The sequence below is a fragment of the Desulfococcus sp. genome (genome assembly GCF_041737845.1).
GTDB lineage: Bacteria > Desulfobacterota > Desulfobacteria > Desulfobacterales > Desulfococcaceae > Desulfococcus.
This window is the reverse complement of the sequence record NZ_JBGSQX010000146.1, coordinates 1-13,831: the sequence shown is the minus strand read 5'-3', so window position 1 is coordinate 13,831 and position 13,831 is coordinate 1. Positions and strand designations below refer to the sequence as shown.

Below are 13,831 nucleotides of genomic sequence, written 5' to 3'. Positions count from 1 at the left end.
GATCATCATGCCGCTGTTTTCCTTAACATCTGATTTTCTTCCCACGGGAGATCAGCCCGACGCCGTCGAGGCGTTATGCCGCAACATCACCGACGGAAAGCCCCATAATGTCATGCTTGGCGTGACCGGCTCGGGGAAGACCTTCACCATGGCGAACGTCATCACCCGCCTGGGGCGTCCGACCCTCGTCATGGCCCCCAACAAGACCCTCGCCGCCCAGCTCTTCAACGAGTTCAAAACCCTTTTCCCTCAAAACGCCGTCGAATATTTTGTCAGCTACTATGATTACTATCAGCCCGAAGCCTATCTTCCGGTGTCCGACACCTATATTGCCAAGGACTCCTCCATCAACGAGGAGATTGACCGCATGCGCCACTCTGCCACGGCCTCCCTGCTGCAGCGCCGCGATGTGATCGTGGTGGCAAGCGTATCCTGCATCTATGCCCTCGGCTCGCCGCAGGAATACCGCAACCAGCTGCTGCTGGTGCGCGACCGGGCAGATATGTCGCGCGACGAGTTTCTGGCGGGGCTGGTGGCCATACAGTATGAGCGCAACGATTTCGACTTTCACCGCGGTACCTTTCGCGTGCGCGGCGACAGCGTCGAGATATTTCCTTCCTACCAGCAGGATACGGCCGTGCGTGTCGAGTTTTTCGGCGACACGATCGATGCCATATCCGAGATCGACCCGCTCACGGGCAGAGTGCTGCGCGCGGCGGGGCATATGCACATCTACCCCAACAGCCACTACGTGACATCGCAGGACAATCTCAAGCGGGCGGCCGGGCTCATCCGCCGGGAGCTTGCCGGATGCATTGAGTCCTTCAAAGCAGACGGCAAGCTCATCGAGGCGCAGCGCATCAAGGAGCGGACGCTCTATGACCTTGAGATGATCGAGAACATGGGCTACTGCAACGGCATCGAGAATTATTCGCGCCACATGGACGGCCGCCTGCCCGGCGAGCCGCCATGGGTGCTGTTTGACTATTTCCCCGAGGATTTTCTGCTGATCATCGACGAGAGCCATATCTCGGTGCCGCAGATCAGGGGCATGTATTTCGGTGACCGGTCGCGCAAGCAGACGCTGATTGATTTCGGATTCCGTCTGCCGTCGGCCCTGGACAACAGGCCCCTCATGTTCGAGGAGTTTGAAAAAAAAATGAAGCAGATAGTCTATGTCTCGGCAACCCCGGCCGAGTATGAGCTTGCACAGGCAGGCGGCATAGTGGCTGAGCAGGTGATCCGGCCGACGGGCCTGATGGACCCGCAGATCGAGGTGCGGCCCGTCACCGGCCAGGTTGACAATCTGCTTGCCGAAATTCGCAGCCAGACCGCAAAGGGCGACAGAACCCTTGTCACTACGCTGACCAAGCGCATGTCTGAGGATTTGACGGACTACTACCGCGAACTCGGGGTCCGGGTCGAGTACCTGCACTCGGAGGTGGATACGCTTGAGCGAATGGAGATTCTCAGGAATCTGCGCCTCGGGAAATTCGACGTACTCATCGGCATCAACCTGCTGCGCGAGGGCCTTGACCTGCCCGAGGTGTCCCTCGTTGCCATACTTGATGCCGACAAGGAGGGCTTTCTGCGCTCGGAGCGGGCGCTGATACAGACCTGCGGCCGCACTGCCCGCAATGTGGACGGCCGCGTGATTCTGTATGCCGACGTCATGACCCGCAGCATACAAGCCACCCTGCGCGAAACCGCCCGCCGCCGCAGCATTCAGGCTGCCTATAATGTCGAGCACGGCATCACGCCCGCGTCGATCAAAAAGGACATCAGGAACATACTCGGCACGGTCTATGAGATGGATTATGTGACCGTGCCCGTGGCCGCCGAGCGGAAGGCCCTGTACAAAGCGCCGAAAGATATCCCGAAGCTGATAAAAAAATTGAAGAAGGAAATGATGGAGGCGGCGCAGAGCCTTGAGTTTGAAAAGGCAGCTGAGCTGCGCGATCAGCTCTATGAGCTTGAGCGGCAGGAGCTGGAGTTGCGCTAGCAGGTTGTTGAAAAACGCCCATCTGTCCCGCTGGAGCGGGATTGCGCTCATCATGCTTCACTGCGACGTACAAAAAGTACGCCTCATTGTCTGCCTGGGCCCACCGCCTTTGGAGGCTGTGTCACAATTAAAATAAATGTCATTCTGAGGAGCCGCAGGCGACGAAGAATCTCGTCGTTTTAATGAATTCAGAGATCCTTCACTTCGAGGATGACACTTTTTCAACACCCCCACCGCCCCTGTTTATAAAAAAAAAGCCGGCATGCCCTTCGTTCTTCATGCAATGGTCAGCAACGAACTTTTTATTGACACGCAACCGCCCCGACTTTATAGTCTGCACTTCCTAAAGCGAGTTCCTTTAAAAAGATTACCAGCAGAGCCATGCCTCTTCCCGCGAAACCTCTTTCATTCAAGCCCCAACAGCTGGCAATTGTTGCGCTGCTGCTCCTGGCGCTGATCTGGGGATACAACTGGGTCGTTATGAAAATTGCGGTCCGGGATGCCCCTGCCTTTGCTTTTGCAGCTCTGCGCAATGTATTTGGAGCCCTGAGCATCTTCCTGGTAATGGCCTTGCGCCGTCAATCCCTGCGCCCTCAGGTGTTCTGGGGCAGCGCGCTTGTCGGCCTGCTTCAAAGCGGCGGTTTAATAGGGTTGTCTACCTTGGCGCTGGTTCAGGGAGGGGCAGGCAAAACCGCGATTCTGACCTATACGATGTCATTTTGGACGCTGCTCTTTGCCTGGCTTTTTCTGGGAGAGCGGCTGAGCGGGCGGCAGGGTCTGGGTGTGTGGCTGGCTCTTCCCGGCCTGGTATGTATTTTGATGCCTTTCAGCATGGCCGGCGGCCTCATGAGTAAAGTGCTGGCGGTTCTGGCGGGTATTTCCTGGGCTGCAGCCACGATTGTGTTAAAAAAGCTGACCCGGAAACAGCCTGTGGAGCTTTTGTCGTTTAACGCGTGGCAAATGGCATTTGGCAGCCTGCCGATCCTGCTGGCAAGCGCCATATCGTCAGATCCGCCGATTCACTGGACAGCCTCCTTTATCGGGGCGCTGGCGTATAATGCGGTTCCGGCAAGCGCTGTGGCATGGCTCCTGTGGCTGTATGCGCTCAAACATGTATCCGCGGGCGTCGCAGGGCTGAGTGGATTGATCATACCTGTGGTGGGGCTGCTGGCTGCCGCATGGCAGCTGGGCGAAAGCCCGCAGCCTCTGGAAATACTTGGCATGGTGCTCATACTCAGCGCACTGGCCCTCACCACTCTGAGCGCTCCAAAACCTGAGATAGAGCCCCTGGCAAGGGTATAATCGGGGGCAGTTCCAGTCACCACACTTTTTTAGCCTGCAGTTTATTGTGCAATCATTACAGGTGTGGCCCCCCCTGCTGCCTGCTTTGCCGTCGCTCCTCCTCTGCCTTTGCGCGGTCCTCACGCATTGACGCTTCAGGGTCCACTGCTGATTGTGCGCGGGCGTTTAACTGCTCGAGCATCTGATCGTTTTCGCGGCGAAGCTCCCCGCTTTTCTGTCTGGCCACTTTTATGCGCGCCATGGCAGCAGCGATGTGAGTCTGTTTTTCAGCTATATAGGTCAAGTGGTTCATTTCATTGAAATCGCGGGCCTGCTCAGCGGCTTCAAGGGTTTTCCCGGCATCCATGAGCGGTATAGGGGCATTGGCCGCCACTATCGGATCAGCTTTTGCCATGGTATAGGCTGTCCGGGCTCTTGCCAGATGATCCCGCGCCATTATTTCCTGATGGGATGCTGCGCAGCCTGAAAAAATCAGTGCAAGGGCCAGCATGAGTCCATATCCGGACAGGGCATGCATTTTAAAGGTCATGATGACTCCTCCCTTAATTGCTTTTGGATTTGCCGATAGCCATTTTCAGTCTCGCGTTTGACTTTTGAAGCTGCTCTGCAGACAGCTCGGCCTGCTCTAATGCGGCCTGTGTACGGGCATAATTCGCATCAGCAGTTGCCTCTTCCGCCCGCCAGGCTGCAGTGAGATAATCCCGCGCCTCCAAAGCCGCCCTGGCCTGCGTCAGCTTAAGCTCGGCGTTTACCAAATCTGCTGCGTTTTGAACGCAGTCATTGTGCGCGGCAGCAATGGAGCTCTCGCTTTCAGCTATTTTCATGGCAGCTGCGCTGCTGCTGCCGGAAGTCGTGGCGCACCCGCCTGCAAAAAGCAGCACGGCACATGCCAGAGCAAGTTCTGCGATCTGCGGTCTTTTTTTACGACTATTTCTCTTCATGCGCGTACTCCTTACTCAGAGTGTTTATACCGGCAGGCATGCCGGCCGATTGTCGCCGGCGCTGAATCATTCCGCGGCACCTCAGCTCTATGATGCGTGCGCTGCTGCAGGCCGCTACACTAAGCTTGCCAGTAGGTATCTCATAGCTTTTAATCAGCAGAATTTCAAGTACGCGATGTTGAAATAAATAAATAAATACTATCTGGCTTTTTTTAAAGCGCTAGAGCATTTATTTTTGCTGGAGCCCTGCATTCTCATAGCGAGCTTTTGGATAAACAGAAGACAGGCACAGGGCTTTTGTGTGTCAAGGCAAATACCTGAAACTATAGCGGGCAGGTTGTCTCCCATTTTTCAAACAGACGTTATTTGTTCAACACCTCGATAGTGTTGACCGCTCCACGCAAATACGGCTTCAGCCCGGTTGTCGTCAGCGACTTCTGTGCGTTGGCATCCCTTTTAAGGTACGCGTTGAAGAACAGCAGCGTCGCGGCCCGTACCACAGGCTGCACGTCTCCGCGAACAAGCGACGGCAGCATGTGGCGACGCGAGCCCGTTGCGTCTGAAAACGAAAGATGATCGGCGTTTGCAAGCCAGATCAGATACTTGTCTCCGGGCGGCCAGAGCTCGAACGCCCGGCGGCGATTCTCCGGCCCGGCGTTCAGCTGCTTGTCTTTACTGCCAGTGATGCCCAGCAGCGGAATCTTCAGCGACGCATAACTGGCTTCAATAAAGAAAGGCTCGCCCGGTCCCTGCGGCGACAGCGCAACGCCGCAGATGACACGGTTGTCGCGCAGGTCCGGCCCCAGCCCCTGGCCCGGCGCAACAGCCGGCTTCAGCCACTTCAATGCCGGCCGCATGCCGGCAACGACCAGCGTAGTATACGCGCCGAATGAGTGCCCCAGAACGCCGACATGTTTCATGTCCAGCCGTCCGCGCAGTTTATCGTTCGTCTTGTTCCATTCATCCGCCCGGTCGATGGCAAAGCTGATGTCTTTTGGCCGGCCGAGCACCTCGCCCGCATCCTTTGTTATTGCCTTGAGGTTGGCTATGAAGCGCATCGAGCGCTCCAAAGCTTCAGTGTTGCTTCCGATATGTTCCACGGCAAACACTGCATACCCGTGCGAGGACAGATGGCGGGCTTGTGCGAAATTGGCATCCCAGTTTCCGCCCGCTCCATGCGACACGATAACTACCGGAAACGGCCCGCCCTCGACCGGCACAAATGCCTTGACCGGCACTTTCCTGCCGCTGGCAGCATCAATAAGATTGGGGAACTCGATTATCTCCACCCCCAATGTACCGCTGGCAGAAAGATCATTTGTTATCTATGCCGGTTTTTTTGCGCCATAAGAATAATCATGCGCCAGTAAGATTGCGCAGGCAAAAAACACTTGTACAAATTTGATGACTCGTCTCATTTTCAAGGCAAGCTTCCTTTGATATCCCTCAGCTCAGGGTCGGTTGCGCCACCATTTTAACCCAGTGGCATAGACTCAGGCATGCTTGTCAGCCTGCCCGCGGGCTTCTTTAAAAAAATCCTCCAGGTACCGGGCAAAGCTGCCCTGCCGGACGTCAAAAATCGATTTCATATCGCTAATGTCGCAGGTGCTGCCGCCGGTGAAGGCCGAGAGTATGCCCCGGGCATTGTAGCGGTTGCCGGTCGCGAAATCGATGCACGAGGCGGCAAAGCTTGCAAGCGGCAGAGGCACGAAAATGAAACGAGCTTTTTTGCCCATCGCCCGGCAGAAGAGCTGCTCGAGGCTGCGGAAATCATACTCCTCTTCTCCCGCCGCCTCGATGATCCGCCGGCAGGCTTTGGGGTTGTCGATGGCATCGGCCATGCACCAGGCCAAATCCTCAAGCAGTATGGGCCTGATCTTCTCATGGGGCTTCATGAGCAGCGGCACGCGGCCCTTCCGAAGCAGCGTGGAGCCCAGCAGCTCCGACATGTCCGTGGCAAGCGTGGTGACCCTGAACACCGTATAGTCAAGGCCGCTGACCGTGAGCAGGTCCTCCACCATTTTCTTTATCTTCCCGTGCTCGAAATCGCCAAACTTGGCAAGGCCCCAATAGCTCACAAAAACAAACTTCCTGACGCCCGCCTTCTTCGACAGGCGTATGAGCGCCAGATTGCCCTCATAGTCATTGGCCCAGAGGGTGGCTGTGCTGCGCTCTTTGGCGATATTGGTGGCAAAGCTGCTGATAACCGTATCGATGCCTTCCAAAGCCTGCTTCACCGATGCCTGGTCCCGCAGATCGCCCCGGACCATCTCCGCGCCCGTCGCCGCAAGACCGCTCACATCGGAGCCGGAGCGCACCAGGCACCGGATCTTTTTCCCCCTTTGTGCGAGCTCCCGCACCGCGACGCTGCCCAGCTTGCCTGTTGCTCCCACATACAGGATCATGGCGTTTTCTCCTGATGAAAAGATACCGGGATATGTTCCTCAACCATACCTGAAGGCTCATGAAAATTCTGAGTTCAGGCAATCTCTCGTGAAAATGTGATAACAGCAGCTTCCCTCGCCCAGAACAGAAGCATCCGGTGCTGCTCAAGCACCATAAAATTCATTTCCCAGCCTTCCGCACCATAGCGGTTCATAACTTCTTCCATCTTTTTTACCGGCAGCTTGCTGGCGCCCAGAATCATTGTGCCTATAGCCCCTTCCCTAACGATCTCAATTTTGAATTCTCTTTTTTTCATGTGTATCTCCCATGTTGCATATCGATTCAATAGTGCGGTGGTTTCTGAAATGACTCATACAGGTTTTGCTTTCGGGTAAATAATAGGGAGGTGCTATTTACTCCCCTTTTTTTGTAATTATGGTCACCATAAAAGGTTTTCTATGCTTAGGACACTTCTTGATTTGGCGCTCAAACTTCAAGGCCATGCTTTTTGAGTAGCAATTGCCGGTTCGCGCAAGAACTGTAACCGGAGTGCGTCCTCGTGTGTACCTGGATGCAGTTCCCTCATTATGCTGCTTGAGCCGGTGATCCATGTCCGTGGTTATCCCGCAGTAATAAGAACCATCGCGGCACTCAAGCAAATAGATGCAGTATTTATTATCGTGACTCATGTTGAAAATTTGAACCGAACGTTGTACGCTTCGCGAGTCCACTCAGGGCGGGCATAAAGCCCGCCCCAACATAAAATTCTTTACTTTGAACCAGAGGGCGTTTGCCAAACGCCCCTGCGCACCGAAATCCTATCCGCCCCTTCCGACTCCTGTCTTCAATCCGCCGCGGCGGACTGACTCCTGTCTTTCCATGCTGGTTGATAACCCGAAACAGATTCAGGGTCAAGCAGATTGCCGCGGATAGGGGCATTTTCAGCACCCTGAAGTCCAGCCTGTTGATTGACATGCATGCCAGGGCTGTGCTAAGAATCTAGCATGACGCTTGCCGAAGTTCGAGATATTCTTAAAGCAGCTGTGTATACCGGTCATGACCATCTCGGCCTTGAGGTAAAAACCGCTTTCAGCGCCGATCTCATGAGCGATGTGCTGGCATTTGCCCAGCCCGACTGCCTGCTGATTACCGGAATTACCAATGCCCAGTCCGTGCGTACGGCATTTGCTCTGGACATAGCTGCCATAGTCATCTGCCGCGGCAAAAAACCGCTACCCGAGGCCGTTGAAATGGCTGGCGAACTGGGCATACCGATACTTGCCACTGCCCATATAATGTTCGAAACCTGCGGCCTGCTTTTTCAGCATGGCATGGCCGGCTGCCGGTGTGCCGTTAATGTCGCCGAGGTGAACATCTCGCTCGGGACCGCAAGTTTTGAAAGCGGCCACCGGGTGCAGGGCCGCAACTTTTCCGAAGCAGGCCGCGCGGCAAATGAAATAAAAAAGACATTGCGAACCCAGGGCATACCCGAAGAAATCGTGCGGCGCGTAGCAGTCGTTGCCTTTGAGGCTGAAGTAAACATCATCTCCTACGCCGATCATGGCACGATTTTCTGCTATGTGGCCCCCGAGCAGATATCCCTTGAAGCCATCGACCGCGGCCCGGGAATTCCCGATATTGACCTTGCCATGCAGGAAGGCTACTCAACGGCTGATGACACCATCAGGTCTCTGGGGTTCGGCGCCGGCATGGGCCTGGCAAACATAAAACGATTTTCCGATACCTTTGAAATTTCCTCAGAGGTCAACAAGGGGACCTATCTGCGCAGCATCATCAACAGACATCATGACATAAAGGAACTCTAGCCATGGATGTACAAAGCATTGTCAAAGAGCTTCAGCTTTCGGTAAAGTGCCGGCCCGACCGCCTCGGCGCCGATGTGACCGGCGGGTTTGTGGGCGACCTGCTCAGCGATGTCATGGCCAACAGCACCGCCGGCCATCTCTGGATCACCCGGCAGACTCATCAGAACATCATTGCCGTGGCATCCCTCAAAGACCATGCCGGCATCATCATCGTGCAGGGAGCCGAACCCGAAGCCGACACGATTGAAAAGGCTGCTGCCGAGGGCATCCCCCTCATGGTAAGCAGCCTGCAGTCTTTTGAGCTTGTGGGCAAAATATACCGGCTGCTGAACAGCTAAAAACTCTCTCCCCCTTCTTCCCGAGAGCAGCCATGGCCCGACTCTATGCCTGTGATCTACACAACCACACCTGCCTGTCGCCCTGCGCACAGCTCGATATGCACCCGAGAGCTCTCGTTGCGGCTTGCCTTGCACGGGGTCTTGACCTGGTGGCAATTACCGATCATAATGCCTCGGAAAACATCGTCCATGTCATGCAGGCAGCCCGTGATACGCCTCTTGTCGTCATCCCCGGAATGGAGGTGACCACAAAAGAAGAGGCTCATGTGCTGGCTCTGTTCGCAAGCCTTGAAACTGTGGGGCTGTTCCAGGAAATAATTTACAGCCGCCTGCCCGGCGATAACGACGAACGCCGCTTCGGCTGCCAGCCCATCGTCAATGAGCGGGAAGAGGTTGAAGCATTTAATACGCATCTTTTATTCAGCGCAACAACCATGGCGCTCAATGATGTCACCGGAAACATCCACAGCCTGGGCGGCATTGCCATAGCCTCCCATATCGACCGCTCATTTTTCAGCATCATCAGCCAGCTCGGCTGCGTTCCTGAAAGCGCGGGCTTTAACGGGCTTGAAATATCGGCGGCCCTCGGCATAGCAGGCGGCAGGCGCCGGTTCCCCGGTCTTTCCCGGTACACGTTCATCACCTCATCGGATGCCCACTGCCTGAACGATGTGGGCCGCTCATGCACCATGATGTATCTCGAAAGCCCGTGCTTTGCGGAGATACAGCTCGCCCTTGCCCGCAGAGGCGGACGATGTGTTGAGGAGCCCCTCCCATGAAAGAGCTTGCGCTGCATATTCTTGACCTTTCAGAAAATGCCCTGCGTGCGGGAGCAACGGAGCTTGGCATCACCCTGGAGCGCGATGAGGCTGCCGACACCCTCACAGTGCTCATCTCCGACAACGGCCGGGGCATGTCCCCTGAAGTTCTGGCCCGCGTCTCCGACCCCTTCTACACGACAAAGACAACCCGCCGCACAGGCCTTGGCATACCGCTTGCGGCTAATGCCGCGCAGCGGGCGGGCGGCTCATTTTCCATCACGTCGCAGGAGGGGATGGGCACCTGCATAACCGCTGTATTTCAGCACAGCCATATCGACCGGCAACCGCTGGGGGATGTGGCCGGCACTGTGGCAGCCCTGCTGCTTGCCAGTCCAGATATCGAGCTACGCTTTGTCTGCCGCTCGGGTGCCCGCGAATACTCTTTCAACACCAGCCAGCTTCGTGAGCAGCTTGACGGCGTGCCCTTAAATCATGTTGCAGTTTTGTCTGTTCTGCGGGATAATATTAAGAAAAATGTTCGTGAGCTATGCGGTCCATGAGGCGCTGCGCGAGAGGTAATCATTGCAAAGGAGAAAGCCATGGCAGAAAAAAAAACAATACTTGTGATTGATGATGATCCCGATATTATTGAAACCGTACACACGATACTGTCGGCCAAAGGCTATGTCATTATCTCGGCATCCAGCGGCAAGCAGGGCTTTGAACTTGCTCAGCAGGCCAATCCCGATTTGATTCTGTGCGATATGATGATGGAAGCCATCGATTCAGGCATGCAGGCCGCCGAGCAGATCAAAAAACTGAACAACGATATACCCGTTTTTCTCTTAAGCAGCATCGCTGACATGACCGCCGCAACAACGCAGATCCGCGACCTTGGCTTTATCGGCATTATTCAGAAGCCCGTCGAGCCTGCACGGCTTGTGAGCATTGTCCAAAGCATAATCGGCTGAAACCGCCTGGAGTTGCTTAGCCTGATAGAGATAAAAAAGCCTAAAAACAAAAACCGCGCTTGAAGTAGCGCGGTTTTTGTTTTTTGTTTAGTGTCTTCAACACTGCGTGTTTTTGATTTCAGCAATGCCTACTTATTCTTTTTCAAATTCCCGCCTGCTGCCGATGGCATAAAAGAGTCCGGATTTTTCTCAAACTCTTGAATTTCCTTGAGAACATCCGGCGGTATCTGATCGCGAACCTCCTGCGGCACCACCTCATTGAATATCCGCAGAACCTCGGCCGGATCCGGCTCTTCGCCCGACTCCTGGGCTTGCATCATCTCATCCATGACCCTCATGAAATCTTCCTGAGCCTTGTCAGAAAAAAGATCCTTGGGATCGGGCGTGGGGGATTTCTTAGCATCGCTCTTAACCGGCGGCGCCGCCTTTTCCGGCACCTTTACGGAAGCGGGCACTGAAGATGGTTTCGATGCAGGGGCAGATACAGGCCCGGAAGATGCCGGGCGCCCCTCACCCGAGGTCAACTGGCGCTCGCCGCCTTTTTTGCCCATAAGATCAAGCTCGACAATGCGGGGGCTCGTGCTATTGTCGAAGTGCAAAACAAAATTGGGCATATTGGCTATACGCAGCACCCGCTGGATGCCCATGCGCACTGGCATCTGCTGAAATTTGACGCCGATGGGCTTCTCGTCGAAAGCCTCGCCGAATACCACAATCTTAATGCCGCACCTGTCGCCAATATCGCGAATCAGGTCCTCTGGCTTCACATTAGGCGCATCAACCTTGATCATGCCATTGGCGCACGAAACCATCTCGCTGCCGCCGGCCTCTTCGACCTGGGCAGGCGCCGTTTCCGCACCACCGCATACAAGGAAAGCACAAAGAACAGAGGCCGCTAAAAAATCATTTTTTTTCATACAACACTATTCAATAGTCAAGGTTTAGACTCTGCATACTAAAGCAAGAAACATCATATACACGGCGCGCAAGGCACTGCGGCATACTGCTTGTTCCGGCAGACGGGTTTTCACAGACTCATTTCAGCCCTTCCTGCTGCCGTCCTTATTGTATTCAAAAAAGCCTCGGCCTGTCTTGCGCCCGAGATGCCCCACTTCGACAAGGCTCATCAGCAGGGGGCAGGGCCGGTACTTGGGATCCTGAAACCCGTTATACAGCGACTGCTGCATGGCAAGCACCACATCAAGGCCGATAAAATCGGCGAGTTCAAGCGGCCCCATGGGATGATTCATCCCCAGCTTCATGGCCGTATCAATCTCTTCCCTGGTCGAAACGCCCTGGTGCAGGCAAAAAATGGCCTCATTGATGAAGGTTTGTATAAGCCTGCTGGTGATAAAGCAGGGGCTGTCGGTCACGGTAACGGGTGTTTTGCCCATCTTGAGAGCAAGGTCCCGCACCGTCTGATAGCTCTCTTCAGAGGTGGCCGGCGTTCGAATGATCTCAACGAGCTTCATCATCTGCGCAGGGTACATGAAGTGCATGCCGAGCACCATCTCCGGCCTGCCGGTTGCGGTTGCCAGCCTGCCCAGACGCACGGAGCTCGTGTTCGTGGTCAGGATGACATGCGGCGCACAGATCTTGTCAATGTTTGAAAAAATATCCATTTTCACGGGTTCGTTTTCCACCGCGGCCTCGACCACATAATCAACTTCTTCAAGGCTTTGAAGCTCTTTTTTAAAATGCATGCGCGACAGGGCTGCATCGCTGTCCTTTTTCTTTACTTTGCCAAGCTCAACAGCGCGGTACAGGCTTTTTTCTATGGAGGCCTTCGCCTTTTTAATGACCTCGTCATAGGGCTCAACAACGATGGCTGTATAACCAGCCTGAGCTGCCACCTGGGCGATACCCTTGCCCATTTGCCCGGCGCCGATCACGCCGATAGTCTTGATATGAGAAATGCTTGAGGCCTTTTTTTCCGTTGCCATACTGCGTCTAACCTTTCACTCTAGTAATATACCTGGCATTGCGTGGGCTTTCAACAATGCTGGGTAGAGTATATAATAGCATAGTCATCGTCAAGTAAAAATTTAAGCTTTTTGAAGAGGTTGGACGCCAAAAGCGCCTTGCGCATAAAAGTCGAACACCGTGCGGCCATATTCCCGCATGCGCACAAAGGCAAGGCCATCGGGCGGCGCAACCTGAGGCTCCCGCTCCTCGCGCTGCACGATAATGACCCCACCTGGTTTCAATAACGGATGGCGGGCAAGAGAGGCAACGGCCTTCTGTTGAAGCCCGAGGCCATAGGGCGGTGCAACGATGACGATGTCGAAAGCTTCATTTTTCCGTGACAGTCCCTCAATGGCGGCAATACCATCACCCTGCACAACCTCCACTGCTTGCGCAACCCCCAGCGACCGGGCATTGAGACTGATAAGCCCTGCTGTTTTCGGGATAAGCTCAACCACCACCGCTGTTGCCGCGCCGTTTGACAGAAGCTCGAAGGCGATAGCGCCTGAGCCGCCGAAAAGGTCCAGAAGCCGGGCCTGCGAAAGCCGCGGTCGGAGAATATCAGCCAGACTCTTGCGCAGCCGCGTCAGCAGAGGCCGCGTTTGGCTGCCCTCGGGCGTCTGTATGCGCCTGCCCCGCAATGTTCCGGAGGTTATGGTGATAGAGCCCATAAATCATGCCTCCTGCCGGCTGCCGAGCAGGCGCCGGGCTGCAAGGGCGCTGCCCAGAACAAGGGCTGCAAGCAGTGCAAACGGCAGGATAAACTCAGGCGTCAGCACATCGGAGAATGAGCGGGCCTTGACGATTGTGCTTGCGCAGTAGCAGATGACGGCAACACCGGGTATGATGCCCAGAGCCGAAGCTGCGATATAATGAAGGAAATGTACGCGCGTGAGCGCTATGAGCCAATTCATCGGCGGAGCCATAAAAAGAATCAGCCGCAGCATGAGCACGGTCTGAAAACCATGCTCGGCAAAACGTGCATCAAGAGCATCAAGCCGTTTGAACCTCCCGTTGAGTGATGCCTGCACCGTGTCGCGCATGAAATAGCGCATGCAGAGAAAAGTTGCTGTCGACCCGGTAAGCGCTCCTATCCAGCCGTAGAAAAATCCTTTGACACCGCCGAAAATCACGCCCCCAAGAGCAATGACCAAAAACTCGGGCACATGCAGAAACACGCCTGCAATGCACAGGCAGATGAACGCCACTGGCCCAAAAGCACCAAGAGAATTGACGAATTCCGTCATACGGTCCAGGCTGAAAAGCCCCATGAGGTCAAAAGTCTTGTAGGCCCATGTGGCCATGACGATGAGAAGTATGCCTGCAAGCGGTTTTATTAT

At 55.0% G+C, this 13,831-nt stretch carries 17 protein-coding genes; 7 read left to right on the top strand and 10 right to left on the bottom strand.

Annotated features, from left to right (window positions below):
* The first annotated feature begins 7 nt into the window (after window positions 1–7).
* Window positions 8–2,002, top strand: coding sequence for an excinuclease ABC subunit UvrB (gene uvrB, locus ACEW8N_RS17195; protein ID WP_373501083.1), 1,995 nt, complete (start codon window positions 8–10; stop codon window positions 2,000–2,002).
* Between the two features lie 381 nt (window positions 2,003–2,383).
* The gene (locus ACEW8N_RS17190) at window positions 2,384–3,304 is read left to right on the top strand and encodes a DMT family transporter (RefSeq protein ID WP_373501082.1); all 921 of its coding nucleotides are present in this window, start codon (window positions 2,384–2,386) and stop codon (window positions 3,302–3,304) included.
* Window positions 3,305–3,359: 55 nt separating this feature from the next.
* On the opposite strand, the gene ACEW8N_RS17185 is transcribed toward ACEW8N_RS17190, so the two are convergent.
* The 6 genes from ACEW8N_RS17185 to ACEW8N_RS17160 form a co-directional block, all read right to left on the bottom strand.
* The gene (locus ACEW8N_RS17185; protein WP_373501081.1) at window positions 3,360–3,833 is read right to left on the bottom strand and encodes a DUF4398 domain-containing protein; all 474 of its coding nucleotides are present in this window, start codon (window positions 3,831–3,833) and stop codon (window positions 3,360–3,362) included.
* A gap of 13 nt (window positions 3,834–3,846) precedes the next feature.
* Window positions 3,847–4,245, bottom strand: a complete 399-nt coding sequence (locus tag ACEW8N_RS17180) for a hypothetical protein (RefSeq protein ID WP_373501080.1) — start codon at window positions 4,243–4,245, stop codon at window positions 3,847–3,849.
* A gap of 362 nt (window positions 4,246–4,607) precedes the next feature.
* The gene (locus tag ACEW8N_RS17175) at window positions 4,608–5,534 is read right to left on the bottom strand and encodes an alpha/beta hydrolase family protein (RefSeq protein ID WP_373501079.1); all 927 of its coding nucleotides are present in this window, start codon (window positions 5,532–5,534) and stop codon (window positions 4,608–4,610) included.
* Between the two features lie 204 nt (window positions 5,535–5,738).
* A complete protein-coding gene (locus tag ACEW8N_RS17170; protein WP_373501078.1) occupies window positions 5,739–6,650 on the bottom strand; it encodes an SDR family oxidoreductase in 912 nt (303 codons plus the stop codon).
* Window positions 6,651–6,724: 74 nt separating this feature from the next.
* Window positions 6,725–6,946 (bottom strand): DUF4177 domain-containing protein, encoded by a 222-nt coding sequence (locus ACEW8N_RS17165; protein ID WP_373501077.1) that lies wholly within the window; start codon window positions 6,944–6,946, stop codon window positions 6,725–6,727.
* A gap of 97 nt (window positions 6,947–7,043) precedes the next feature.
* Window positions 7,044–7,319, bottom strand: a complete 276-nt coding sequence (locus ACEW8N_RS17160; RefSeq protein WP_373501076.1) for a GIY-YIG nuclease family protein — start codon at window positions 7,317–7,319, stop codon at window positions 7,044–7,046.
* Window positions 7,320–7,634: 315 nt separating this feature from the next.
* On the opposite strand from ACEW8N_RS17160, the gene ACEW8N_RS17155 reads away from it, so the two are divergent.
* From ACEW8N_RS17155 to ACEW8N_RS17135, 5 genes are read left to right on the top strand one after another with little or no spacing between them, the layout of a single operon-like run.
* Window positions 7,635–8,456: an ATP-binding protein gene (locus ACEW8N_RS17155; protein ID WP_373501075.1), complete on the top strand. Its 822-nt coding sequence runs from the start codon at window positions 7,635–7,637 to the stop codon at window positions 8,454–8,456.
* A gap of 2 nt (window positions 8,457–8,458) precedes the next feature.
* On the top strand, window positions 8,459–8,794 hold the full coding sequence (locus tag ACEW8N_RS17150) for a hypothetical protein (RefSeq protein ID WP_373501074.1): 336 nt from the start codon (window positions 8,459–8,461) through the stop codon (window positions 8,792–8,794).
* A 32-nt stretch (window positions 8,795–8,826) separates the two neighbouring features.
* Window positions 8,827–9,573, top strand: a complete 747-nt coding sequence (locus ACEW8N_RS17145; RefSeq protein WP_373501073.1) for a PHP domain-containing protein — start codon at window positions 8,827–8,829, stop codon at window positions 9,571–9,573.
* Entirely contained in the window at window positions 9,570–10,115 is a 546-nt protein-coding gene (locus ACEW8N_RS17140; protein WP_373501072.1) for an ATP-binding protein, read from the top strand. Before ACEW8N_RS17145 ends, ACEW8N_RS17140 begins: the two co-directional genes overlap by 4 nt.
* Window positions 10,116–10,154: 39 nt before the next feature.
* Window positions 10,155–10,526, top strand: coding sequence for a response regulator transcription factor (locus ACEW8N_RS17135; protein WP_373501071.1), 372 nt, complete (start codon window positions 10,155–10,157; stop codon window positions 10,524–10,526).
* Between the two features lie 128 nt (window positions 10,527–10,654).
* On the opposite strand, the gene ACEW8N_RS17130 is transcribed toward ACEW8N_RS17135, so the two are convergent.
* From ACEW8N_RS17130 to ACEW8N_RS17115, 4 genes are all read right to left on the bottom strand, one after another.
* The gene (locus ACEW8N_RS17130; protein ID WP_373501070.1) at window positions 10,655–11,443 is read right to left on the bottom strand and encodes a hypothetical protein; all 789 of its coding nucleotides are present in this window, start codon (window positions 11,441–11,443) and stop codon (window positions 10,655–10,657) included.
* A gap of 123 nt (window positions 11,444–11,566) precedes the next feature.
* Complete coding sequence (locus tag ACEW8N_RS17125) at window positions 11,567–12,469, bottom strand: 3-hydroxyacyl-CoA dehydrogenase family protein (RefSeq protein WP_373501069.1); 903 nt, start codon at window positions 12,467–12,469, stop codon at window positions 11,567–11,569.
* Between the two features lie 102 nt (window positions 12,470–12,571).
* Window positions 12,572–13,162 carry an RsmD family RNA methyltransferase gene (locus ACEW8N_RS17120; RefSeq protein ID WP_373501068.1) on the bottom strand — a complete coding sequence of 197 codons (591 nt, stop codon included), beginning with the start codon at window positions 13,160–13,162 and terminating at the stop codon, window positions 12,572–12,574.
* A 3-nt stretch (window positions 13,163–13,165) separates the two neighbouring features.
* Window positions 13,166–13,831 (bottom strand): TVP38/TMEM64 family protein (locus tag ACEW8N_RS17115; RefSeq protein WP_373501067.1); only part of this gene is annotated, 666 nt, incomplete at its 5' end.

What these genes read in the sequence shown, in the direction of transcription:
- ACEW8N_RS17150 (WP_373501074.1), top strand. Translation starts at nt 8,459, where the DNA reads ATGGATGTACAAAGCATTGTCAAAGAGCTTCAGCTTTCGGTAAAGTGC.
- ACEW8N_RS17145 (WP_373501073.1), top strand. Translation starts at nt 8,827, where the DNA reads ATGGCCCGACTCTATGCCTGTGATCTACACAACCACACCTGCCTGTCG.
- ACEW8N_RS17130 (WP_373501070.1), bottom strand. Translation starts at nt 11,443, where the DNA reads ATGAAAAAAAATGATTTTTTAGCGGCCTCTGTTCTTTGTGCTTTCCTT.
- ACEW8N_RS17140 (WP_373501072.1), top strand. Translation starts at nt 9,570, where the DNA reads ATGAAAGAGCTTGCGCTGCATATTCTTGACCTTTCAGAAAATGCCCTG.
- ACEW8N_RS17120 (WP_373501068.1), bottom strand. Translation starts at nt 13,162, where the DNA reads ATGGGCTCTATCACCATAACCTCCGGAACATTGCGGGGCAGGCGCATA.
- ACEW8N_RS17190 (WP_373501082.1), top strand. Translation starts at nt 2,384, where the DNA reads ATGCCTCTTCCCGCGAAACCTCTTTCATTCAAGCCCCAACAGCTGGCA.
- ACEW8N_RS17135 (WP_373501071.1), top strand. Translation starts at nt 10,155, where the DNA reads ATGGCAGAAAAAAAAACAATACTTGTGATTGATGATGATCCCGATATT.
- ACEW8N_RS17160 (WP_373501076.1), bottom strand. Translation starts at nt 7,319, where the DNA reads ATGAGTCACGATAATAAATACTGCATCTATTTGCTTGAGTGCCGCGAT.
- uvrB (WP_373501083.1), top strand. Translation starts at nt 8, where the DNA reads ATGCCGCTGTTTTCCTTAACATCTGATTTTCTTCCCACGGGAGATCAG.
- ACEW8N_RS17170 (WP_373501078.1), bottom strand. Translation starts at nt 6,650, where the DNA reads ATGATCCTGTATGTGGGAGCAACAGGCAAGCTGGGCAGCGTCGCGGTG.
- ACEW8N_RS17180 (WP_373501080.1), bottom strand. Translation starts at nt 4,245, where the DNA reads ATGAAGAGAAATAGTCGTAAAAAAAGACCGCAGATCGCAGAACTTGCT.
- ACEW8N_RS17165 (WP_373501077.1), bottom strand. Translation starts at nt 6,946, where the DNA reads ATGAAAAAAAGAGAATTCAAAATTGAGATCGTTAGGGAAGGGGCTATA.
- ACEW8N_RS17185 (WP_373501081.1), bottom strand. Translation starts at nt 3,833, where the DNA reads ATGACCTTTAAAATGCATGCCCTGTCCGGATATGGACTCATGCTGGCC.
- ACEW8N_RS17125 (WP_373501069.1), bottom strand. Translation starts at nt 12,469, where the DNA reads ATGGCAACGGAAAAAAAGGCCTCAAGCATTTCTCATATCAAGACTATC.
- ACEW8N_RS17155 (WP_373501075.1), top strand. Translation starts at nt 7,635, where the DNA reads ATGACGCTTGCCGAAGTTCGAGATATTCTTAAAGCAGCTGTGTATACC.